Source organism: Parvularcula marina, from assembly GCF_003399445.1.
GTDB classification, from domain to species: domain Bacteria; phylum Pseudomonadota; class Alphaproteobacteria; order Caulobacterales; family Parvularculaceae; genus Parvularcula; species Parvularcula marina.
Genome location: NZ_QUQO01000001.1, coordinates 2725816 through 2752323, shown reverse-complemented (window position 1 = coordinate 2752323; position 26508 = coordinate 2725816). Strand labels below are relative to the sequence as shown.

Sequence of the window (26508 nt, the reverse complement as noted above, 5' to 3'; positions counted from 1 at the left end):
TGCCCCCTACTCGACCATGTTGAATTCAGCCGAGACATTCACCGTATACCCATCATCCGGTGTCGTCACAGGCTTGCTGCGCTTGGCTTCTTCTGCCTTTTCCTGCTCCGTCCGCGTGTCGTCACGATAGCGGATCACCATGCGGTAGGAGTCGCCCCAGAGGGCACTGCCCGGTGCCAATTGCTGGTTCCGGCGGATCGAGATCGCATCGAAGGCCAGCGGCGTCTGCTGGGTATCAAGGAAGCCCGGCAGGTAGAACAGGATAAATTCATCCGTCACCGTCGAGAATCCATCCTGCATCAGGAAGAAGCGTGGTTGGATATTATAAAGCTGGATGTCGAACATGTTGCGCGGCACCTGGCTTGCGTTATCGAGCACAAGATCGACGCTCGGCGTTCTCAAGATAAGGTCACCTGTCACCAGACCATCTTCGATCATCACGCGGTTGGCGGTCGTCGTGATGACCGAATTCCTCGCGTAATAGGTCGGGCTGAGGAGCCCCAACGGTGCATCGATGTCGAGGAGGACCGTGCTTGCCTCCGTATCCGGATCGAACCCGGTGAGGATGAGGTTGAGCGGATCGCTCGTCGCCTCCGTGTGCAGGATATTCGCCATGATATCCGTGCCGCGAAGGGTGAGCGACTCACCGACCTCGAGAAGGCCGATATTGATCCCTTCGGAGGCAACCAGCACACCATTGCGGAAGACCATGCGGTCCCCGGTCAGGGAGCCCATGATCTCGATATCCGGTTCGCCGATGATTTCGCCGAAGGTGAGCGAGCCATTGATGCGGAGTTTGATCGCGCCATTGGCGGCGCTGATCAGCGGGGCGTTGAGATCGCTGAGGCCGACGAAATAGATGTCGCCATTATTGCTGACCGCCTCGATGGACGTGACATCGATAACGATCGGACGATCCTCATCAATCGAGCCAATATCGCCCTCGGCCATCAGCCGGACCAATGCCCCCGGCGCTGTTGCCGTGAGATTCGTCTCGCCAGGGAAGACTGGCAGGATTGAGCCAGCGGACATAATGTCGATCGCACCTTCACCGTCGAACATGCTGGTCAGTTGACTGATAATCACATCACCGGTGAGAGACTGGAGCGAAATCGGGCCAGCGGCTGTCATCTGACTGCCCTGCCCCATCATGATCGCCATCGCCTCGACATCAATCATGCCTGTATCAGAGATGAGCGACGTACCCGGCTGCATGGTGAAATTACCGCCTGCCGTGAAGCTCGCATCCCCGCCGACCATCACGAGATTGGTGAAGAGCGTGTCTGTTGACGAGTTCGAAGTCAGCGTGCCGCCGACACTCGCCTGACCAAGCACAGTCTGCCCAGCCGTCGCACTGAGAACGAGGTCGCCAAAGATATCGACGAGGCTGTTCATCGCAAAAATCAGATTGTTGCCTGTGATGGTGCTCGAACCGGCTTTGCTCTGTACAACAACATTGTTGCCAAGCGTGACATCGCCATTGCTGGCCGAGAGGTCGAGCTGGTCTTGCGCCATCAGCATGACATCATCTTCGAGGAGGATTTCCTCGCCGGATGCAGAGAAGAGCCCACCAGAGGAGACATTCACCGCCGGATCAACGCTGAACAGTGTGCCTGCCGTGAAGACCGTGTCGCTGCCCGCGGTGACATCATTCTGAAGCTGGGTGCTGGTGACCGAGGACCCGCTGAGCGTACCCACTGTCGTGACCTCGCCCAGCGTGATCTGGCCAGTTGTTGCCGTAACCGTCAGATCACCGAAGATCGAGAGCAGGCTAGCGACATCAAAGAGGACATTCTCCCCTTCGATATTGCCCGAGCCTGCAGTGCTTTCGACCACAGAGCCCGCCGTGCCGACGACATCGCCCGTCGTTGCGCCTAGAAGAAGCGCGCCGCCAGCGGAAACCGTATCCAGAATGGTGAGGTCCCCCGCCGAGACGATATCGACATCGCCGGTCGCGGTAACACGGTCGAGCATCAGCTCGGTCAGCGGTGAACGCAGATTGACCGCGCCGCCATCGGCAATCGCGATGACCGTGCCGTTATTGGAACGGATGCCGATGGCCCGGCCCAGCTCACCGATTTCTTCGGAAGATTCAAACCGAATGTTCTGGCCTTCGATATGGACATTCTCATTGTCGATTGAGGACAGGATGCCACCAAAGGGCGCATAAAGATGAATATCGCCATTGGAGAAGATGTTGCCGATATTAAAGTCGCCATTCAGCTCCCGCAGATAGACACCAAGATTGGAACCCGCCCGGCTGAGCGCGCCGGAAAGCGCAATCTCGAGCGGCCGGTCTGCCGCGCCGATTGCGCCATCAGCTGACTCGATCAGAAGGTCATTGGCAGTGATGGAGGGCGTGCCGCCCGGCACATCCGCTGCCGCCTGAATGCCGTCGCGCCCGTAGATTCGGGCGTCACCATTCATGCCGGCAATGATGCTGCCGATGGTCAGGAAGGTGTTACTGCCGACAAAGACATCTCCGTCCGCATTCGTATCAACGCGTGACGTGTCCACAAACAGCGGGTTGGCCGGCGAAATGATGAAGCGCGTGAGATTGGCGCCCTCATCGAACTCGACCGTGATATCACCCGGCGAAGCGGTGGCCAGCAGCGCCCGCGTAAAGGGATCCAGGTTGGGATTGGTGCCGGTCGTGAACTCGATGACGATTGGCGTGAAGGAACCGCCAACCGAACCGCCGGTGATCAGCGAGACCGTATCGGCAAAGATCGTCGAGTCGAGATTGAAGACTTGTGTGCTCGGCGTACTGATCAGCGTATCGCCGGGGTTGATGCCCGCCAGCGCATCGGCAACTGCCGAGGCCGGGATCTGGTTATCAAGCTCTGACTGTGTGAAAGTGACCCCAGCGATGAGAAGCATGTTGAGGCCCGAGCCATCAACGACATCCGCCGTCACCGATTGCAGCATGCCATCGGGGAATAGCGTACCGGAGAGAGCCTGCGCCAGCGTCACATCCGTCAGGGTTGTGACTTGGGTCTGCTGACCGATGACCATGCCGTTGACATCAAGCACATCGACAAGCCGTGTGCCCGTGACCGTCAACAGGATATCGCCCGAGGCATCGAGCATGGAACCATCAACATCAGTGAGCTGAGTGATACCGGTCGTCAGGAAGGTGAAGGCCTCATCATATTGTGCCTGCACGAAGGCTGTGATCGCCGCGAAATTGGCTGCGGCATAGGCCACAGGATCGCCGGGCAGCGGATCGCCGATACTGGCCGCATATTGTGCGGCAAATTGCTGGGCCTGCACCGCCGACAGTGACACCATCCCTGCCCCATCTACAGAGGCGCGCTCACGGATGCGAGCAAGAACGCCATACTGGTTGGCGACCCGGTTCTCAAAGCCGAGAATGTTGTCGGAACCATCATCCGTCCGCAGAAGGAGCGCATCGATCGCGGCATTGATCCGCTCGACCTGATTCTCATCGACCTCCGCCGAGTTGAAGGCATTAGTGATGTCGCCATCCAGCGAGATCAGCGTGACGCCGCCGGTCGTCGAGCGCACCTCTGACAGGCGCAGCGTGCCGACCGTTTCTTCGGCGATGATGTCGCCATTGGCACTGAGCGTGACAGCTGCATTCGTTGCGTCCGGCGCCCCAATGCTTGAATCGATCCGGAAGGGTGTATCGCCAAGACCAAAGATCCGTCCCCCGAGCGACGTCAGCGAGATGTCCTGCCCTGAAACGGCGGTGCCGGCCGGGTTCGGCTGGAATAGATGGCCTGTATTGACGAGAGAGACATTTCCGCCGGTCGAAATGACCGAGCTGATATTCAGCGCCGTCGAATTGGCCGTGACATCAATATCACCAGCAGAGGTACTCACATTGACGATATCGATCTCGTCTTCGCCAAAGAGCTGGAGGCCGATGTCGCTACCGCCCGTCGCCGAAACATCGCCGCCTGACGAAATAAAGAGATCGAGGCGGTCAGCAATATCGCCGATCGCGCCCGTCGCGCGAAGATCGGCCATGGTCGCTAGGATACGGCCATTGCCTGCCTGAAGCACGGAGCCGTTGGTCGAGTTGACGAGGACTGTGCCGGTGGGGTTGTTCAGTGTCCCTGCAATCGAGATATCAGACGCGGAGGTAACAGAGATGGACCCCGTCGCGCTGCCCTGGAAGCCAATCGTGACAGGATTATCTGCCCGGATCGTCTGCGTCCGGCGCAGGCGATAGCTCTGCGGGACCAGCAGGCTGAACCGTGCGTTCCCGTTCTCATAGAAATTGATCCGCCAGGAATTGCCGATCTCTCCCGACAGCGCTTGCTGGAAGTATGGCGCATCCGAGGCAACTGTTGTGACCCGCTGACCAAAGCGCGGATCGCTGTCGGCCCATACCCAGTTACCGCTGCCGAAAATCTGGAAGCCGAATTCATCGTCATTCGGATCATCGACACTGGTCAGCTCCCGCATCAGGAAACGCTCTTCGAAATATTCGAAGGCTATGCCCTCTTTGGGCGTATAGGTGCTGAAATTGCCTGCAACTGACTGGCTCAGGCTCAGCGTTGTATAATCGGCCCCGACCTGATCGGTCTGGTAGACCTCGATATCCTTGCCGGCTTCCTGCACATAGAAAGTCGTCAGCGCATTGCCATTGGGCTGGATTTTCGCCGTGTCCGTAATCTGAATGATGCCGCGCGTATCGCGTCCGGCATCAATATCATTGATCTGAATATCAAAGCCGGTCTGGTTGTCGATCACCACCTGACCGCGGCCATTGCGGACGAGCAATTGCCCATCGCCAGTCGTCGACAGGATCTGGCCGTTGAGGATGATGTGACCACCGCCGGAGGCATTCACATTCTCGACAATGATCTGCTGGCTGTTGAGATCATAAACAGCCGTGATCTTCTCGCGTGGATCGCCGCCGATCGTGTCGATCAGTGAGGAGATATCGATCAGGTTTGGCGGCAGGGACGGATCGCCATTTGCCGGCTGCGGCCGCGAGGCGGGGTTGTCGATCCAGAATTGCAGGGTCTGCGCATCCTGCGCCGTTAGCTGCAGGTTCCGGTTGCCGCTCCGGCCACTGACGACCGTGCCGCCGATATCGATCGACTGCGCCGAAATCCCGACCACGCCGGCCACATCGATGACGCCTCCAAGATCCTGCAGACGGTTCGAGAAGCGCGGATCTGTCGAGAATTCACCACGACGGGCGAGAATGGCGTCCACCTGTGCCCGCGTCTTGTTGATGACCGTATTGTCTCCGAACAGGAAGGACCTGTTCATGTCGAGCTGCAGAGGAGCTGTCGTCAGCGCGACATCTCCGTCAAACCCGGTCCGGAATGGTGCGCCGTTGAGCAGGTCACCATGATATCCGCCAAAAGTCTCCCAGTAATAAAGCGCAAGCACTGTCGGCACATCTTCGAAGGTCGTGCCATTGAGAAATGTATCAATTGGCGCGCCACGGTTACCCAGACGGTCATCGACTCCATCCGTGTTGATCTGACCAGAAGCCAGAAGATCTGTGAGCGCCGTATCTCCGGTGAGTCCCAAGGGATTGGCCAGATAATGCGTCATGAAAGCCGCAAAATCATTCTCATCACGGATGTTCGGCAGGCCGTCTGTCGTATCCTCTCCAAGCAGGAAGGGGATCTGTGCGATCAGCCGCACGAGGCTGTCTACATTCGGGTCATAATTCGGGTCGCCGAAATTATCGAACGCGGCCGTATTGTCTCGCAGGAAGAGCAGGTTTTCGAGAATGATGTATTGCTCGAACCGCGCGCGTGGATCTGGCCCAAGCGGGATGAGGCCATCGGGCAGAATCGCAAAATAGCCGCCATTGGGCACATCGATGCGCAAATCCCCTGCCCCGACAACCGCCGTCTGCAGAAGATCGCCATTCTTCACATCGATATCGACGAGCCCGAAGAGATTGATGATATCGCCAGTGATATAAAGGTCGGACGTATTGTCCACAGCAAAACTCGCCGGGCTGTTATCGATGATGATGACCGAGCGTTCGCCCTTGCGGTTCTCCGTTACCGAGAGATTGCCGAAGGACTGCGCCATGCCTGTCAGACGCACCTCCCCGATCGAAGCATCGAAGATATCAAGATCGCCAACGATCAGATCACGGCCGGACTGGTTCGTGATCGCGATGATCGGCCCGCCATTAGCGGTCAGGGCGCCATTGCCGTTAAGGGCATCTGCAAAGATCTCGACATTCCCAGAGGCCGCCGTCACGCCGCTGATCTCGATCGCGCCATTGACATCATCCGGACGCGTTAGATTGACATTGGGATCATTCGGATCGCCATCGAAGGTCGGGATCGACGTCGTCACCGTCCCGGTCGATGTATCCGGATCGACCGAGCCGCCCGTGTCCCCTTGCAGGAAGCGGGCGAGTTCCTGGAGAATTGCCAGTTCACCTGCCGCGCTTGTGTCTCCGGCATCGATCATAGCCTGCAGGGCTGCAATGCGGGCATTCACTTCGTCAAGCGGGTTGAAGCCATTGCGTGTACTGACATGCGGGCGGTCTTCTTCCTCATTCGTGACCGTGACATTGCCATTAACGTCAATGTCAAAGCGACGCTCGGCAAGGAAGCCTGCCTCCACCGTCCCGTTGATCGTGACCGTGCCTTCACCATTATCAACGACCGTGCCGGACCGATCCGTTTGCGTAATGACACCAAGGAGAAGATTGATCTTGAAGGTCGCAACCGCCTCGGCAAATAGATCAATGTCCCCGCGGCTGGCGGTGATAATCACATCACGGATACTCTCGACAATGGCACCGGTATCGATGGTGATACCCGCATTGTTCGTGAAGTTCAGCACCGCAGAGGCCGACGTCGAGGCTGGGATCAGCGCAGAGTTATAAGAGTCACTCGTGATATCGACTTCGATCGACGCCGGGGTGCCGCCAAAGCCGTTGCCGCCCGTATTGAGGCGCACATCTCTCTCGGCACTGAGTTTTGCGTTCTGTCCGACCGTGATGGACTGGTTGATGACGATGTCGTTCTGGATATTGCCCGCTGTTGCGCGCGCATCGGTGACGCCGATCCCGGCAGAAGATTTCGAGGCCGCCCGCGCATTAATGTCAGCGCTCGGCGAGACGCCGATATAGATACCGCCGTCGGCATCGAGGCTGGCGCCATCACCAATACTGACACTGTCCGTGATCGTCGCATCGAACTCCATCGATGAGGTCGGCACGGCAAGACCGCCCGAGGCGCGCTGAACGACGATGTCATCGACGTTCATGGAGCTTCTTGCATCGATCTTGATATCGCTATTGTCTGCACTGAAATTGAAGATATCGAGCGTCTTGATATCAGCATTATCTCCGATACTGACATCGCTGAGCTGGCTGATCCGCACATTGCCATCCGCAGAGGCAAAGGCACCAAGGCCGCCCGCCCCGCCCTTCACGCTGACCGGATCGCCCGTGCGGGTTGTCTCCGAATTGGCAAGAATACGGATCGTGCCGCCGGAAATCTTGAAGCCATCGGCAATGTCGATGACGGAAGAGTTCGCGATATTCACATTGGTCGACGCACCGCTCTTGCCCGCAAGGCCTGCGGATGAGGCATCCGCCAGTTCACGGAAGTTCGACAGATGAAGCGACTGGATGTCGACATTGCGCGCCTTGATGCGATCTGAACCCGCATTGCCGCCGGGCTGGCCGATTTGCGTCTTGGTCGTCGCTGTCGACGTGATGGTTGAGGTCGTCGCCGCACCCGCGATAACCCCGCCGCTGCCTGACTCCGAGACCGCTTCATTGACTTCGCTGGTGCCTGAATTGACCTTGAAGGTCGGCATTGCATAGTCATTGCCATTGCCGGTCACAAAGTCAGTGTAGATAAAGTCCGAGCCGACACGCGCAATGGTCTCACCGCGCGAAATGGCCTCACTATCCGCCGCTCCGACGGAGACAAAGCCGCCAGACTTGCCCGAGCTGTCCGCAATCTGACTGGTTGATTTACCCGCAATGACGGAGAGCCCGCCAATCGGCAAGGTCACGCCATCGCCGACCAGCGCATAGACATTGGCATTGGTCTCAACTTTGGCCTTGCTGGCCTGCGCGCCGAGCAACAATCCGCCTGCGGAGCCTGTCGCATAGGCTTCTGCCGAGCGTCCGCTGCGTGTCATGGAAGAATCCACATTCACGCCGCCAAGGACATTCATCAGATTGACGTTGTTGCCGATGCTGGCCTGAACGAGGGACGGGGTGGCGGCAGAGCCAATCCGCGCTGTGGCCAGCGAAACGCCAACCCCTGCGCCGCCCGCGACCGACACGCCCCGGGCATTGGCATAGACATCAGGCTTTGAGCTTGCACTGACATTAAGAGCGCCCATCAGCGCGATTGTAGCCGCGTCACGGACGCTGGCCGTAACTGCCGTGCTTTCGCTTGCCGTGGCGATCGTCCCCTGAACACTGATACCGATGCCGCCGGACGCTCCTTGCGCATTTGCACTGGCCCCACCCGCAGCTTCAGCCCCGACATTGGCGCCGAGCATGCCCGTGATGTCATTGGTTGCATGACCGATCGTGGCTGTGGCCGAGCCAATTTTCTCCGCCCGCGCCACAACGACGCCTGCCGCGCCGAGCAGGCCCAGCGAGACACCGGAGGCATCCGCATCGGCATGGGTGGTATCGCGCGCCGTGACCGTTAGCGCGCCGCCATTCGCGCCATTAATGCGTCCACTGACATTAGCTAGCACATCCGAGGTGACTTCGACATTAGCCACCGCCGCGCCTAGCCCGACACCGAGTCCCGCGGCGCCGACAATGGCGTCGATCTCGGCTGCATCCCGGCCATTATCGCCCGACTCCGCCGTCACGGTGACCGCTCCACCCGCATTGATGGTCGAGCCTGAATCAATCCCCGCCGAAACGCCGGTATCGATGGTCGTAAAGCCGATGGCCGCACCAATCCCGGCGAGCCCACCTGCAGCGGCCCCGCCCAGCATGGCATGGGTGCCGGTCATGGCGTCAGAGGTTACCGACAAGGTCGTCGCATTGACGGTCGAGCCTGTCACATTGGCGGCAACAAGATGCGTGTCCGAATTAAGGGTCTCGCCATCAACATCATAAGAGCCATTGCTCGACAACATCGCCTGCTCGCTTGCGTCGAGTACGTTATTGTCGCCGGTATCCGAGCTTTCATTGGCGGTCATTTCCGCCGTCGTCAGCGTGCCGCTGATCTCACTGGAAGCATCAGCATCGAGATTACCGCCCAGCTTGATGACCGAGATCGCGCCGCTGATCCCCGCAGAGCCGCCGACGGCCAGCGCGTAGGTATTGGTGTCGATATCGGTGACGCCATCGGCATCGACCGTCAGTGCGCCGGTGGTGATCGTTGAATTATCGACGCTCGCGTTGGTCTTGGACTTGGCGACGACGACATTGACGCTGGCGCCCCCTGCCCCGACGCCGCCGAAGCTGGCCGAGGCCGTGGAAGCGGATGTCGAGAAATTATCGGTTGCCTGAACATTCGTGCTGGAGCCCGCACCGCCCGTGACGGCCGCATTCTCGATCCGCGCGCGCGTGTTTGTTTCACTGACGATGACGGAAGCCGTGCCCGCAATGCCGATCCCGCCGCCGACGGCGCCCGACGCCCCGGTCGTATCGACAATCGTCGTTGTGTCCGCCGTGACATCGACATCGTCCGAATTAACGGTTGTTACCTCAGCCGGTTCGGTCGCGGTGTTCCGTCTGCCGATCAGTGCCTCTGTGTCACTCTCATTGACGAGGACGTTGAAGGTGCCCGCAGCCGCCAGCCCCCCGCCGGCCAGCACGAGACCGAAGCCGCCGACAAAGGCGTCCATCTCGGCATTCACGCCCAATGAGTTCGACGTCGTTGTGCCGCCGATCAACTGCCCCACGGTTGTGGCATCAAAGATCGTCACGATCCCGCCAGCGGCAACCCCGCCAATGCCGGCGCCTGCCGCCGCGATCACATTCGCGGTGGTATACGAACTGACCGAATTGATCAGGACATCATCCGCCGTGACCGTCGCGCCATCGATGAGGGCAAAGGTCTCAGTCTCATAGCTGTCACCGATCCCCGCGCCTGCCACCCCGACGCCACCCGAGCCCGCGACCCCGATGGAATAGGCACCGCCATAGACATGGGTGCTGGCCTTCACATCAACATCGCCCGCGCGTGCCGTCGCATCGCCCTGCGCGATCGGGTTGATCGTCGCGTCGGTGATCTGCGCCCTTGTCGTGCCGGAGATGACATTGACCCCGGCATTGAGCGCGGCCCCGACATAGCCGCCAATTGAGATGGCAGTGGCGATCACATCTGTCTCACGCAGCGCGGTTGCGTTCACTGAAAGCCCGCGAACCTGCTTGGTATTTTCATCAAAGGCCGCACCGCTCTTGGCACGGATCGTCACATCGATGACGGGGATGGTGACCTGGTTGAAGGTCAGGGGGTTCAGAAGCGTGCCGTCACGCACTGTCAGTGTCTCTGCGGGATCGAGTGCCTTGGCCGTCACCTGCGTTGAGGCGCCCGTGATTTTGGCAGTGGTCTCGCCATCGATGATGTTGACCGCGCTGGCAACGCCGACACCGCCCGAGCCGCCAAAGGCCGCCGCCCCGGCAAGGGCTTCGATCTCGCTGTCAGCGAGCGCATTCACGCCGACATTATTCCGGGTAATGACAATAGCACCGCCGCCGATCGCGCTTGTGACATCGGTGCTCATCAGATTGACGACGACCGAGCCTGCCGCCCCGATGGAGCCGCCGCCGCCGAGACCAACACCGATGGTGCGGATGACATCGCGCGCAACGGACGTGACTGTCAGTGTATTGAGCGTGAGGCTGCCGCCAGTGACGCGGGAGGAAACCGTCCCCTTGATCCGGTTGACCCCGACCCCGATGCCAACCCCTGAACCGCCTGATGCGCCGAGCGCCCCGGCAATCGACTGGATCCGCGCATAGCGGTCCGCCGCCACATTGGCGAAGAGGCCCGTCTCATTGTCCGTGGTCGAATTCTCGATCCGCGCCATCACATTGGTTTCGATGAGATTGGCCGTGGCCGAGCCCGACAGCGCGAGCCCGCCCGAAGAGACCCCACCTGCAATGGCGATGGAGTTGATCTCCGCGCCCGGGGCGCCGGGGTCTGATTCATCCGATGTCGTCGCAATAACATTGAGGCTGCTCGCGTCATTGATCTCGGTGTCGATGATCCCGGCATCGATCGAGCCGCCGATCTCATTGACCGAGATCGAAGCACCAATCGCCGCATTTCCGGCCGAGATGGAGATACCGCCTGATAGCGCATTGATCTGGGCATTGCCGCGCGCGATGACATCGACGGTCGAGCCCGAGACGGTCGTCTGCATCATGCCGGAATCGATCGTGTCCCCGATGCGGGCGATGGTCTCATCTTCGATGAAGTTGACGGTCAACGAGCCGGTGAAGGCCCCCGAATCCGTGCCCGCTGCTGTCGCGATGGAAAGGGCAAGGATCTCGCTCTCATTGTCCGCAATGACGTCGACATTGCCGCCCGCCGTGACCGAGGTCGTATCGCCATCGATAATAGCCGTCCGGTCACTGTCGATATCGTTGATGGCGATGGCAAAGCCTGCGGAGGTCTTGCCGACAGAGACCGCTCCTGCCAACGCAAAGGCCCGCGCGCCCGTGCCGAAGCTGTCCGGCGTGTCGCCATTGCTGTCAAAGACAAGGTCATTGACGCCGACATCATATTCATTGGCCTCGCGCCCGCCGATGCGCTCGCCGGCGATGATCGCATCAAAGGCCGCAATCTCGCCGCCACCCGCGGCCACGGTCAAATCGTCATCGACCGTGATGACCGAGCCCTCGCCGATCCGCGCCAGCGCATCCGCATCAATCCGGTTAATGACGATTGCGCCTGCGATGGCAAAATTCTGGGTCGTGGCCGACCCCACCACCCCGACACCGATTGTCTGGGCCGCATTGATCGCCGCCACAGAGACATCATCATAGTCGGTAATTTCCGTATCCAGAATGCCGGCAAAGGCAGCAAGGCCCGAGCCATCCGCCGCATCGCCATCCCGGTTGTCGATCTCGGCATAGGTGAGCCCGCCCGCAGCAGATGCCCGCCCGCCATAGGCGACACTGCCCGCGCCGATCCCGATCGTGTTGCGGTTATAGGCATCGACATTGACCATGTCGGTCTGGGCTGCCGAATTAGTCAGGGTGAAGACCGAGCCCCTGATCCGCGCATCAGCCGAATCCGCAACCCTCGCAATCGAGAAGGAACCCGCAACGGCCGCTGAGTTCTGGGAGCTGCCAGTCTCTGCCGAGAGCCCGAGAGCCGCGCCGACTTTGAGCCCCCCCGTCAGGGCACGGACATCGACATCATTCATGTCGAGAACAGTTGCGTTATAAATGCCTGCGTCGTTCTGGTTCTCACTGACCTGATAGGCCACCGCACCCGAAATCGCGCCGGATGCTGAACTGCCCGATGATGAGGAGAGCGCTGCCGCGCCAGAGAGGCTGATCTGGTCCGTATCCGTCACCGCCTCGACCAAGAGGCCGGTCGGCGAGGCGCCCGTCGTGCCTGTCACATTGGCGCCGTCAACATAGGCTTTGGTGATCAGCTCATTGAGGCTGACCGATGCAGAGCCGGAAATCGCGAAACCGAATCTTGGCTGCTGTGAGCCGCCGCCGCCAGAGCTGAGCGGGGAATCGCCGCTCTGGTCGGTCAGATCACCGGTCGCATCATCAAGGACACCGGTTACATCCCGCTCATTCGGATCGGAGCTGTCCACACTGCTCTGCGAGCGGTCCTCCGTATCCTCCATATTGTCGATGAGATCCATCGTATCGCCGGAGGACATGGTGTTCCGGCTGATATCCATCATGCCGGCATCGCCGCCCATCGGCATATTTCGGCTCGACTGGCTGCCGGCCACGGCTAGCGTGCCGGACTCGCCACTCGTCCGGGCACGGACGCGCAGGTTTTGGGCAATCACCTGATTATTGGGCAGATTGTTATTGCCAGGATAAGGTCCCGTCGGCCCGGTCGGCGTGCCTGGATCCTTATCATAGGCGCTGTTGTCACCGATGAAGGCTTGCGTGTCCGTCGCGATGATATTGACCGCCCCGGCAAGGCCGATGGCGGTTCCCTCCGCACTCGCTTTGGCGGCCGCAACACTCCAAGCCGTCATGAACTGGTTCGAGTCGATATTGACAGCGAGCGCTTCAACGCGGGCCAGATTGCTGACCGACGCAATGGTCGTGTTCTCGATATTAATGACACTGACGAGACCAACGCCCGTGACGCCACTGCCTTCGCCCGATGTCGGCGTGATACCGATCAGGAAATTATTCGTCTCCGCCTTGATCGTCAGAGCACGGTCAGTCGTGATGACCGCCCCATCAGCGACACCGGCAATGGTGCTTGTTTCTTGCTGAACGATATTGACCGAGCCGCCAATCGCATTGCCATCAGAGGAGAGAGACGCGCCGAAGAAATTGATCGCGCCCGCCACATGGACGCCTTCGGTCATGGATTTTGCGGTGATGACCACGCCCGGCTGGTCTTCGCCCGAGGACGGCAGCCACCAGTCAAAACTGCGCGCTGTCTCCCCGCCCATTCCGTCATCGATGGAGGAAAGGTCGGTCGTGAAGGCCTGCCCCGCCGCGGAACCCGTCGCGGTGATCCGTGCCCCGCTGTCGACCCAGGCGCGCGTATCCTGATGGATTTCCTGATAGGAGATATTCCCGGCAATCGCCGTATCGCTATTCCCGCCAGACGCCGATGATGAGGCCGCCGCGTAGCTGGTGAAGAGGTCTTCGGCGAGGCCGAAATCGCTCGCGCTGAGGCGGCTGCTCAGATCTTCAAGATAGGTGTAGATGCCATCGATAGAACTGCCCGGCGTCAGGCTATCGATCAGGGTAAAGCCGAATTTCTTGGCACTGAACGCGCCGACCCCGACCCGCTGGGCCGTGATCTGCGTATCCTCGCCGACTTCCGCCTCAGTCGTATAATCATAGAAACCGAGCGCAATCGCCGCCGTAATGACAACCGAGCTGCCGCCACTATCAACCTCGGCACTGCCATCGGAGATCGCAAAGTTGCGGATCAGATTGTCGAGCGTCTCTGAATAGATCGCGACATCATCCGCATAGATCATGGGCGCATTGGCGGGATCTGTCGTGATGGTCCCGACATCCGTACCATTCGCGGCGGAAGCGTAGGTGCCCCCCTCGATGACGGCGCGCGAGCTTTGCGAGGAGAAATTGATCGTGGTCGTCGCGCCGATCTTGAGGTTCGTGCCGCCGACGCCTTCGAGCTGGTTGCCTGCACTATCACTCATGCCCGCCGCCATGTCGGACATGTCAGCAATTTCTTGGCTGAGCGCGGCTTCCGAGCCCGCATCCATATCCGTGCCCATGGCGCTCGGCGCGCTCATCTGGGTCGAAGAAGCGGAGATACGGTTCTCTGTCGTGATGGAGCTTGCTTCAACCGTGACAGCGGAAATCGGGCTGCCATTGCTGCCAATGTCAGCGCCGACGAAAGCTAGCGTGTCGCTTTCGGTATCCGCAAAGGCGAACGCGATGGCGGCGGTCCCGTCATCGCCCGTCTCCGCCTCGGCAGAGGTCTTGAAGGAGTTCTGGTTCAGCGCGGTGACATTGACCGTGTCCGCATCAATATTCGCGCCGGACTCGATGACGGCAGCCGCATCGACATTGGCAAAGCTGAAGGCGGCCGTGATCGGAATGGTCGAGCCCGCCGAGGATGCATTATTATCAAGCTTGGTCTTGTTCTTTGCCGAAACGGAAAGCTTATCCGCCGCCATCACGGAGGCGCCGGCCTGGATCACAACTTCTGCACTGGCGACGAGGTCTGCGACACTGACGCCGATCGAGAATGGCAGATCCGAATTGCTGTTCGCCGTCATCAGTGTGGCTTCAGCTTCGGTAGAGGCTGAAAGATCGACATCCGCCGTTGACTGAAGGTCGGCATTCGCGCCGATGACGATATCGGCAATGGCGGTTGCTTCAACGACGCCAGCGGCAAAGGGGTAATCGGCAAGATTGACGCCCGGCAGGAGGTTCGCACTCTGATCAAAGGTCGAGCTGGCTTTCGCTGTTGCCGTCACATTGATGCCGTCGCCCCAGATCGCGCCATCGATGGAGATAACGGATTCCGCCACGGGCCGCTCACCTGCGACAAGCGAGCCAAGATTGCCGGTGAACTCTTCTTCTGTGGACGCAACGATCTCGATGGCGCCATTATTCTCGACCAGCGCCGTGCCGACCGAGATGCCGCCCGCTGTCTGGACGGTCGCCTCAAAAGCGGCATTGCCGAAATCGCCGGAGCCTGAATCATAAAGCTGGCTGCCTGCCCAGAGGGCACCGCCATCGAAAATGCTGATCTCAGGCGCCGCAAGGACAATTCCGTCCGGCGCATAGATAGTCCCCGTCACCTGAATGAGACCGGAGGCCGTCAACGGCACGGAGCCGCGCGCAAGATCTGTGATCGCACCTGAGGAAATGGCGCCTGCTGTGAAATTGGTATCGAGATAATCCGTTGTCGGCGTGACGAGCGTCAGTGCCCCGACATTGAGCACCCCATTGGCCCCGACAATAACCCCATCGGGGCTGGCAAAGATCAGGTGACCGCCGAGGTTCCCTGTCCCATCAGACAAAATACTGGTCAGCGTACCGTCGATGAAAACGCGGCTGTCCCGGACGATATTGAGAAGCGTCGTCGCATTGCCGGGCAGGTAAAGATCCGCACTGTCCCCACTGGCGAGGGTGAAATCGGTGAACCGGTTGAAGGCGGTTGTCCCTGCGGCATTCAGCTCCGTCGTTGTAATGACGAACTCGCCTGAAACCATTTCGCTGACCGTCGTGTCTGATCCCGAGACGGCCTGAATATTCGAGGTCGAAGGCGGCGTGACGGGCGTCTGAAGATTGGTGACGACGCGATCCGGCGCGACAGCGGGCGGCGCCTTCTTGGCTTTGACGGCATTCTGCTGGACTGGCGGTGCGGCATGGCCCGGATTGGGGACCATCAGAATATCCGCACCCTGCTGATTGATGGCCTGCGCATACCCCATACCGCAAACGAGAGACAAGGACGCAGAAGAAGCTAGCAAATACTTTCGGACACCGGGCAGGCGCCGCGGCTCGCTTGTATTCATGATCGACATAGTGCCCCCGAACTCCCTTCGCCCCGGTCGATCAGCGCCCCGATTCAGCGCAATGCGCGCCGCGTTGAGAACGCAAAATCCCGGGGGTTTTGCCTTCTGGCTGACTCCTATGGAGAAGAAGTTTTCTCGCCCATCTCATCCGCCCGATTCGGATTCTAGGGCATATTCGGCGCCCCCGCAAAATCAGAGGGCAGAAGACTGATTTTACTAGAGTTTTTGGCACACTCAGTGGGCTGAATCCAACGAAGGACGGGATTACTAAAGAATACGCTGGCGCACGGAATGCGTGCGATGATTCTCGTGATAGGAGTCAGCAGGCCGCATGACCCGCCTTCCACCGGACAGTTCAATTCTCCGCGCGGAAGACCCGGTAGCTCCAGGGACCCAGCTCGAAACTCGTCGCCTCACCGATCCTGACCTTTCGGCCGCTGAAAGCGTCCCGGTAATTGCCGTGATGACGGGCCTTCGAGAAGCTGACACTCGCCGTCTCATCCGACAGGTTAAAGACGGCGAAGATCTTGTCTTCATCGCCTGCTCTCATGAAACTGAACACCGTGTCGGGATGGTCATTCGGCACACGAAGGATCGGCGCACCTGCCCCGCCATTCCAGAGCGCTTTCGTCTCATGTTTAAGGCTGATCAGTTTGCGGAAGAGATCAGCATACTGCCCCTTGTCCCAGATGATTTCGTCCTTCTCGAAGAATTCGAGCTGATGACCAAGGTCGGCTTCCTGTCCATTATAGATGAGCGGCAGGCCCTCACCGACAAAACTCATGACGATGGCAGCTTCATAGGCATCGCCGTAAATTTCCGACGCCACGCCATCCCATGAATTCTGGTCATGATTGGACGTGTACACCATACGATAGGCATCGTCTGGCCAGCTATTGGTGTCCTCGTAATAGAATGAGTTAAGCGGCCCCGTACCGCCTTCTTCGGCAATTTTCTGCATCGCCTCTTTCCACGACCAGGCATAGGTTGCATCAAAGGCGCGTTGGTGCATGTCGCGCTGCTCCCATTCGGCAAGCATGAACACAGGCTTCACTTCTTCGAGTTCAGCCCGCGCATTCTCCCAAAAATCGAGCGGCACAAAGCCCGCGACATCGGCGCGGTAGCCATCAATACCAACATCGCGCACCCAGTAAACAAGGCTTTCGGTCATATATTCGCGAAGGCCCGGCTGGCTGTAATCAAAATCGATAATGTCCGACCAATCCGTGCCCGGCGTCGAGGAGAACTCGCCCTCGGGTGTATGGTAATACCAGTCTGGATGCTCCGTCACGAGATGATTGTCCCATGAGGAATGGTTCGCAACCCAGTCGAGGATGACATGCATCCCAAGCTCATGCGCGGCATCTACGAATTCCTTGAGGTCCTCGACCGTCCCGAATTCAGGGTTCACGCCGCGATAATCCATCACCGAATAAGGAGAGCCAAGCCCGCCCTTGCGGTTCTTCTCTCCGATTGGGTGGATAGGCATCAGCCAGAGGATATCAACGCCCATCTCGGCTAGGCGCGGCAGATGCTCACGCGCCGCATCGAACGTGCCTTCCTTCGTAAACTGACGGGTATTGATCTGGTAGAGAACCGCGTCCTTTGCCCAGTCCGCGTGCTCAAACTTTACATAAGGTACAGGATCATAGGGCTCGGCCATGGCGGGCGCTGCGACAAGTGACACGGCGGCGATGCCGCCGAGAAGGGATTTCATCATGGCGCAGCTCCTTGCGGACGGTGTTCAGGGGCGGGTTCGGCATCGGCGACATCGTCGATGACATCTTTCACGAACAGGGTCGCAATCGCGGCCAGCGTGAATGACCCGGCGGAGATCATCAGGGCCCAGATCGGCTTACCGTCAAAGAAGGTGGTGAGGAGAAAGCCGAGCAGCGTCGCGGCTACAAGCTGGGGTACAACGATGAAGATGTTGAAGATGCCCATATAGACACCCATTTTCGCGGGCGGCACGGAACCGGCAAGGATCGCATAAGGCAGCGAGACAATCGACGCCCAGGCGATCCCGACACCGATCATCGAGACCCAGAGCATACTGCCATCCCGGATGAGCATCATCGAAACAAAGCCGACCGCGCCAATCAGGAGATTCATGGCGTGAAGGCGCCGCCGGTCCATCTTGGTCGCAAGCCAGATGAAGCCGAGCGCGGCTGCGGCGGCCATCCCGTTCCGGATGGAGCCGAGCAGCGCCCACCAGTCGGCGGCATCCTGATATTCCACTGTCGTGGGGTCGGTGGCGGCATAATGATATTCCGCGACCGCCGGGGTGCCATAGATCCACATCGCGAACATGGCGAACCAAGCAAAGAACTGGACTACAGCAAGCTGGCGCATGGTTGTCGGCATGTCGAAGAGATCGTTGACGACCTCCAGATAGCCATTCTCTTTCGAACCGCCCTGCCGCATCACCCCCGCGATTAGTTGGATAATCCCGAAAACAGCGATCAACCCGGCAAGGACATAAAGATCCTTGGCGATATCGAGCGTGCCGAGGAAAGAGAGGAATTCCGGGCGCGGCTCTGCACGTGCGAAATGCACGAAAGCGCCGAAGGCGAGCCCGACCACAAGCCAGATCAGACCACCACTGAAAAAGGCGCCTGCAGCGCGTTGCTTTGTGACCGGCGCGTCGCCATCGAGACCGAGCGCCTTGCGCCGTGCCGCCGCGAACCGGGCAAGATCATCGGGGCTGTATTCCTTGCTCGTCACTACCGTCCAGAAAACGGCCGCGAGCAGCGCTGCGCCACCGACATAGAAAGCAAGCTGCACCGTGATCGGGATTTCACCGGGCGGCGCTGTATTGCTCAGCCCCACGATCTTCGTAAAAAAGATGGGCAGTACCCCTGCGATCACCGCCCCAAGCCCGATGAAGAAGCTCTGCATCGCATAGCCCATCGTGCGCTGACGGTTCGGCAGATTGTCTCCGACAAAGGCGCGGAACGGCTCCATCGTGATATTTAGCGAAGCATCCATGATCCAGAGCATGCCCGCCGCCATCCACAGGCTCGGCGAATTGGGCATGATGAAGAGGGCAAGGCTTGCCAGCAGCGCGCCGACGAGGAAATAGGGCCGACGGCGGCCGAGCGGCCCCCATGTCTTGTCAGAGAAATGCCCGATGATCGGCTGGACGAGGAGGCCCGTCATCGGCGCCGCGATCCAGAGAATGGCGAGCGAATTCACATCCGCGCCGAGCGTCTGGAAGATCCGGCTGACATTACCGTTCTGGAGGTCAAAGCCGATCTGGATGCCTAAGAATCCGAAACTCATGTTCCAGATCTGGGCGAAATTCATCGCAGGCTTGCGCATGGTCATTCCTCAGTGCCCGTCTCGACCGGCTCAAGGCTGATCGCGGCCCCGCCGCTCTTGCCCAACCGGAAGGTCAGCGTGTCGCTAGCTGTCACTTCTTCTTCTGAGATGGAGATATCATACGGTCGGCTCAGGTAATTGGCGCGGCGGCCATCCTTGTAGATTTTCGCGCGGTACATGACGCCGTCTTCAAGGAAGCTGAGCGGCACTTTCACGGTACGCGCATCTTCATCCGTCAGCACCCCAACATACCAATTGTCCGTGCCCCGGCCCTGCCGCGCCATGACGATAAAGTCACCGACTTCACCATCGAGCGCAATCGATTGCTCCCAATCGGCGGGCACATCCTCGATGAACCGGAACGCATCCATATGCGGCGCGTAATTCTCCGGCAGGTCAGCGGCCATCTGCACCGGGCTGTGGATCACGACATAAAGCGCCAATTGCTTGGCAAGCGTCGTGTTGATCCGGTTCTCCGCGCCCTCCCCGTTCGGCATCAGGTCGAAGACGCCCGGCGTGAAATCCATCGGCCCGGCCAGAAGCCGCGTATAGGGAAGAATGGCCTCATGCTCGGGCGGATTGGGAGGCGTGCCCCAGGCATTGAACTCCATCCCCCGCGCGCCCTCGCGGCTGACCGCATTGGGATAGGTGCGGCGAAGTCCTGTGTCCTTCACCGGCTCATGCGCATTGATCATCAGCTTGTGCTCATGCGCCTTTTTCAGGACACGGATATGGTGATCTACGCTTTCCTGGCTGTCATGCCACGTATAGCGCGGCTCGCCGTCCGGCCCAATATATTTGAGGTCGCTCGCATCCGCGACATAGCCTGTCTTGATCGCATGCATGCCGAGGCGCTCATAAAGCGCAAAGGCCTCATTGATCTGGTTCTCATAATTAGTGATGTTGGCCGAGGTTTCGTTGTGGCCGATCAGCTGGACGCCCAGCTTCTTTCCGTAGGCGGTGACTTCCTCGATATCGAAATCGGGATAGGATTCAGCAAAGCGGAAGAGATCGCCATTATTGAACCAGTCACCATCCCAGCCGATATTCCAGCCCTCGACCAACACACCGCCAAAACCATGCGTGGCGGCAAAATCCATATAGGCTTTGGTATTCTCCGTGGTCGCCCCATGCTTTTCGCCAGAGCCCCATGTCTGGGTGCCGATATGCATGCCCCACCAGATGCCGATATATTTCATAGGCGTGACGTATGAGACATCGCCCAGCGCATTCGGCTCATTGAGGTTGAGCGTCATGACCGCGCCATTGACGAGACCAGCAGCATTATCCGCAATCTGAACGGTCCGCCACGGGGTGACAAAATCGCCCTCAGTGACGACTTTCGTGCCGTCATAACGAGGCGCGACCTCTATCTCGAGGACACCATCCCGGCGCTGATCGAGCCAGGCTCCGCCATAATTGACAAGCGCCGCCTCGTGAATGGCAAGGTGCGTGCCGTCTGCAAGCCGCAGGGTCAGGGGGGTATGCGCCCGCTCCATCTGGCGCAGCGGCGTAGTACGGTAGATATATTCGTAACGGTTGAAGGCCCCCGCCGGGGTCCACCATGTCATCGCATCGGGCTCAACGCGGAACTCGGTCAGCTCATCGATCAGGACACGTGTCCCCTTGCCCGGAACTTCATAGCGAAAGCCAAGACCTTCATCGAAAGCCCGGAAGCGAACGTCAAAATTCGCGCCGTCTTCGTCTTCGAATGAAACGAGCAGTTCCTCGTGACGGTCCGTGACCAGACGGCTTTCACCCCATGGCTGCTCCCATGTCTCATCGGCGCTGTCGCGAGCAGAGCTCGTGATCTCAAAACCTTCGTCGAGATTGCCGCCAGCCTTGAAACGCATGCCAAGCCGCGAGGCGGAAATGATGATATCCCCATCCCGCGCAACCTGATATCGCGGGATGCCGCCCTCATCCGTCACGGTGATTTCAGTCCGCCCGTCAGGCGAGCTGACACTCACCTCTTCGGCGAGCGCCGCGGCGATGGTGGTGGACGACATCAGGGCGACGAGCCCCGGCAACAGGCGAACGGACATCACTTATCTCCCTTGGCCGCGGCACTTCCGGCCGCTGACACCCCACCTTGGCGCAATTGCAATTTCCTGCAAGATCTTTCATGTAATTTGCGCATATGCTGGCTGCGTTACACTTGACCAGGCGGCATAAGAGACACAAAACTGCTGTAATTCAGGGGAGATGACGAACTTTCCAAAAAGAGGAAGACATCTGTTCCGCACTGCACAAAAAATTGGAAAAAAGCCGCGATACAGTGGCAATTTCACGGGGAAGGTACAGCATGATCGGATTTTCGGCACTCCTTGCCGCACCCTTTGCCGCCGCCATGCTGGCTGGCAGCTCAGCGCAAATGGACACCACTCCAGCCGCCGTCACCGACCGTCCGCCCGAGGACGAGATCATTTATTTCGTCCTGCCCGACCGGTTCGAAAATGGGGACACGGACAATGACCGGGGCGGCATTCGCGGCGACCGGCTGAAGCACGGCTTCGATCCGACGCATAAGGGATTTTACCAGGGCGGGGATCTGGCGGGGCTGACAGCCCGGCTAGATTATATCCAGTCGCTTGGCGCGACCGCCATCTGGCTCTCGCCTATCTTCGAGAACAAGCCAGTGCAAGGCCGCGGGAAATATGTCTCCGCCGGCTATCACGGCTACTGGATCACGGATTTCCTGAATGTCGATCCGCATTTAGGCACGCGTGAGGAATTCAAGGTCCTTGTCGATGCCGCCCATGCGCGCGGCATGAAGGTCTATATGGACATCATCACCAATCACACGGCGGATGTCATTCAGTATCAGGAATGCCATGGCAAGAATGCCCTGCCCGAGCTGAAAGAAAGCGGCGAATGCCCCTACCGCTCGAAAGGCGATTATCCCTATACGACGATTGGCGGCCCGGACGGCAAGCCAGTCAATCAGGGCTACCTTGGAGATGATCCTGCCCATCTTACGACAGAGAATTTCTCAAAACTCACCAATCCGAATTACGCCTATACGCCTTTTGTGCCGCGTGCTGAGCGCCGGGTGAAAAACCCCGCCTGGCTCAATGATGTCCGCTATTATCATAATCGCGGCAATACGCGGTTCGAGGGCGAGAATTCGCGCATGGGCGATTTTGTCGGCCTTGATGATCTGATGACGGAAGACCCCTTCGTTGTTCAGGGCATGATCGATATCTATAAACAATGGATCACGGATTTCCGGGTCGATGGCTACCGTATCGATACGGCCCGGCATGTGAACCCTGAATTCTGGCAGGTCTTCGCACCCGCCATCCTGGATCACGCTGCCGCAGAAGGCATTCCGAATTTCCATATGTTCGGCGAGGTCTATGAGTTCGAGCCCGGCCAGCTTGCCAAATTCACAACCGAAGACGGCTTCCCGGCAATCCTAGATTTTGCCTTTCAGGGCCGTGTCCGTGGCATGGTCGCCGAAGGCAAGCCCGCGCGCGATCTTGATCGTCTGTTCACGACCGATGCTGTCTATGCAAAAGGGTTTGAGACAGCAAAACAGCTCCCCACTTTCCTCGGCAATCACGATATGGGCCGGTTCTCCGGCTTTATCCGGGAGGCAAACCCTGAGATTTCCGACGAAGAACTGACGGCCCGGATCATTCTCGGCCATGCGATCCTGATGGTTTCGCGCGGTGTGCCGACGATCTATTATGGCGATGAGCAGGGCTTTGTGTCGGACGGCCATGATCAGGATGCCCGCGAGACGCTGTTCCCAAGCGTCACTGATGTCTATACCGACAATGACCTTGCCGGGACTGACGCCACCGTCGCGGAAGAAAATTTCGACCGCAGCCATCCCATCTATACCGCCATCTCCGAGCTCGCAGCCATACGTCAGTCCGAACCCGCTCTGCGGCGCGGCGCACAGATGGTCCGTCATTCGGACCTTGAAGGCGGCGTGTTCGTCCTGTCACGGATGCACCCCGAAGGCAGCGGTGAGCTCATTGGTGCCTTTAATGCAGAGAACGAGGTGCGGACAATCCGCTTTCCCGTCGACGGCCGCGCCGGCGCATGGCAAGCCCTACATGGCGATTGCCTCAATGAAAGCCCGGCCCCGGGCATGTATGAAGTCACGCTTCCCGCGACTGGCTTTGTCATCTGCAAGACGGAGTTCCAGACCCAGTGAGCGTGAATCAGGCATCCCACCCCGTGAATCTGGCGACGCATGACGCCCCCTGGTGGCGCGGCGCAGTCATCTATCAGATCTATCCGCGCAGCTTTCGCGATACGAGCGGCGACGGCATCGGCGACCTCAAAGGCATCGTCGAGGGGCTCGATCACATCGCCTCACTCGGCGTCGATGCGGTCTGGATCTCGCCTTTCTTCACCTCGCCGATGAAGGATTTCGGCTATGATGTTGCCGATTACCGCGGCATTGATCCGAGCTTCGGCACGTTCGCGGATTTCGACCGGATCATCGAGAAAGCCCATGGGCTAGGCCTTAAGATCATCATCGATCAGGTTTATTCGCATACTTCCGATGAGCATGCCTGGTTTCAGGAGAGCCGGCAGGACCGAACCAATCCGAAAGCGGACTGGTATGTCTGGGCCGACCCCAAACCGGACGGCTCCCCGCCTTCGAACTGGCAATCCGTATTCGGCGGATCGTCATGGCAATGGGATGGCCCGCGCAAGCAATATTACCTGCATAATTTCCTCGTCAGCCAGCCGGACCTCAACGTCCATAACGCAGAAGTTCAGGACGCGCTTCTTGATGTCGCGCGGTTCTGGCTTGACCGTGGGGTGGATGGCTTCCGCCTCGATGCCCTCAATTTCGCGATGCATGACCCTCAGTTCCGGGATAATCCGCCGTCGGGCCGGGACATGCTAAAGGTTACCCGCCCCTTTGACATGCAGATCCATGTCCATAGCCAGTCGCACCCTGACATCCCCAAATTCCTCGAGCGGATCAGGGCCGTCTTTGACGATTACCCTGACAAATTCACTGTCGCGGAAGTTGGCGGCCCCGCCCCGCTGGCCGAGATGAAGGCCTTTACCGAGGGGAGTGGCCGCCTCAACTCCGCTTACAATTTCGACTTTCTTTACGCGGACAAGCTCGACGCCAAGCTCGTGCGCCAGTGCCTTGAGCAATGGCCCGCCCAGCAAGGCGAAGGCTGGCCAAGCTGGGCCTTCTCCAACCATGACGCGCCACGCGCCGTCTCCCGCTGGACCGGGCCCGATACGCGCGAGGCGATAAGCCGTCTTCTCGCCATGCTGCTGACCAGCCTGCGCGGGAACGCCTTCATCTATCAGGGGGAAGAGCTTGGCCTGCCGCAGGGCGAAGTTGCCTTTGAGGATCTGCAGGATCCAGAGGCCATCACGAACTGGCCGCATACGCTCGGCCGGGATGGCGCTCGCACACCCTTCCCCTGGATGAGCAAATTGCCTTTTGCCGGGTTCTCGGACAGCGCCGCATGGCTGAAGCCCGATCCGGCTCATGCCAAGCTCGCTGTTGATGTTCAGCAGACGGATCCGAAATCCCAGCTGAATTTCACAAGGGCGCTTCTGGCATTGCGCAAGACGCTGCCCGCGCTGATTACTGGCTCGCTGGAGCTGCTGGACACGCCTGACGACATCGTCGCTTTTATTCGGGAGACGAACGGCGCGCGGATGCTGTGTGCCTATAATCTCGGAACGGATACTGTCGACTGGCAACCCGACATGCTGCCCGGGACCGCCCGCATTATCGCAACGCCTGAGAATCTGGCAGAAGACGCCCCCTTACCCACCGCCCTGCCGCCAAAATCTGGCTACTGGGCCGTCCTGGAGGCCCATAGCTGAGCGATATGTCAGAATCCGGATCATCCACCAAAGGCGCGCGCCTTGAAGACATCGCCCGCCGAGCCGGCGTCTCCATCTCAACGGTCTCACGGGCCCTGAATGACAGCCCAGCCGTCAACCGGCGGACCAAACAGCTCGTCTGGAAGATTGCCCGGGAATATGACTATGCCTTTCGCAGCCACATGCCCGCCGGGCCGATCGGCGCAGAGGCGACCATCGCCGTCGTCGTGCCCGCCCCGCAAGGGCGCAGTACACGGATCGCCGACCCTTTCTTCTTCGAGCTGCTAGCCGGGATCGGCGATGCCGCGCGAGAGCGGCGGGCAGACCTGCTGGTCAGCCATCTGAGCCCACGAGCCGATGACGATCTCGACTATGCGCTGAGCACCAGCCGCGCCAGTGGCGTGATCTTCATCGGGCAAAGCTCGCTGCACCATGCGTTCAATAATCTGGCAGGCCGGGATTCCCGGTTTGTCGTCTGGGGCGCTGAATTTCCCGACACCGCCTATTGCTCAATCGGCAGTGACAATGAGCTGGGCGGCCGGCGGGCAACATCCCACCTTGTACGGCTTGGACGTCGGCGCATCCTCTTCCTTGGCGACACCGAAGCCCCCGAAGCCGAGCAGCGCTGGCGCGGCTATCGCGGCGCGCTGGCCGATGAAGGGATCGAGATCGACGAGGAGCTCTTCGCGCCCGCTCATTTCGACGTGCAGTCCGCCGAAGCGACGACTGCCGGCATGATCGACCGCGGTATCGATTTTGATGGCGTTATTGCCGCCAGTGATCTGATCGCGATCGGGGCGATCCGGGCGTTGCACCGCGCTGGCCGCAATGTGCCCAAAGACGTCTCCGTCGTGGGATATGATAACATCCCAGCCAGCCGCCTCGTCACGCCTCCCCTGTCGACTATTGATCAGGACGCGACACTTGCCGGGCGGATTCTCGTTTCCAAGCTGCTTGATTCGCAAGGCCACCGCCCGGTGTCTGAACGCGTACAGACGAGCCTGATCATCCGCGAAAGCTGCGGCGCCTAAGCCGCTTTCATGTGGCAAAATTGCTGCAACTTTCGAGATTTTTTTTGCAATTTTTTGCATTACCCTTCGAGCATATTGAAACTCAATAAAATTGGTACGGAACAATGCGGTTTATTGCGCTGCAATAAAGAATGCACTGTTTTGCTGCCCTTGATCTTTGAAGGGTTTTCAGGCTGATTGCCGCCCTGGACTGCATCATTTTGCATTCTTTTTCGGC

General features: G+C 59.3%; 7 protein-coding genes. 3 read left to right on the top strand and 4 right to left on the bottom strand.

Annotation, left to right across the window (positions count from 1 at the left end; genetic code table 11):
* Positions 1-6: 6 nt before the first annotated feature.
* From DX908_RS13155 to DX908_RS13140, 4 genes are all read right to left on the bottom strand, one after another.
* Entirely contained in the window at positions 7-16050 is a 16044-nt protein-coding gene (locus tag DX908_RS13155; protein WP_158548774.1) for a leukotoxin LktA family filamentous adhesin, read from the bottom strand.
* 421 nt (positions 16051-16471) lie between these two features.
* Positions 16472-17836, bottom strand: coding sequence for an alpha-amylase family glycosyl hydrolase (locus DX908_RS13150; protein ID WP_116392763.1), 1365 nt, complete (start codon positions 17834-17836; stop codon positions 16472-16474).
* The gene (locus DX908_RS13145) at positions 17833-19437 is read right to left on the bottom strand and encodes an MFS transporter (RefSeq protein WP_116392762.1); all 1605 of its coding nucleotides are present in this window, start codon (positions 19435-19437) and stop codon (positions 17833-17835) included. Before DX908_RS13145 ends, DX908_RS13150 begins: the two co-directional genes overlap by 4 nt.
* Positions 19438-19439: 2 nt before the next feature.
* A complete protein-coding gene (locus tag DX908_RS13140) occupies positions 19440-21482 on the bottom strand; it encodes a glycoside hydrolase family 97 protein (protein ID WP_116392761.1) in 2043 nt (680 codons plus the stop codon).
* 260 nt (positions 21483-21742) lie between these two features.
* Here DX908_RS13140 and DX908_RS13135 point away from each other — a divergent pair, with 260 nt between their 5' ends.
* The 3 genes from DX908_RS13135 to DX908_RS13125 are packed head-to-tail and all read left to right on the top strand — an operon-like array spanning position 21743 to position 26291.
* Positions 21743-23605 (top strand): alpha-amylase family glycosyl hydrolase, encoded by a 1863-nt coding sequence (locus DX908_RS13135; protein ID WP_116392760.1) that lies wholly within the window; start codon positions 21743-21745, stop codon positions 23603-23605.
* Positions 23602-25260 (top strand): alpha-glucosidase, encoded by a 1659-nt coding sequence (locus DX908_RS13130; RefSeq protein WP_233508696.1) that lies wholly within the window; start codon positions 23602-23604, stop codon positions 25258-25260. Before DX908_RS13135 ends, DX908_RS13130 begins: the two co-directional genes overlap by 4 nt.
* A gap of 5 nt (positions 25261-25265) precedes the next feature.
* Complete coding sequence (locus DX908_RS13125) at positions 25266-26291, top strand: LacI family DNA-binding transcriptional regulator (RefSeq protein ID WP_116392759.1); 1026 nt, start codon at positions 25266-25268, stop codon at positions 26289-26291.
* Positions 26292-26508 lie beyond the last annotated feature (217 nt).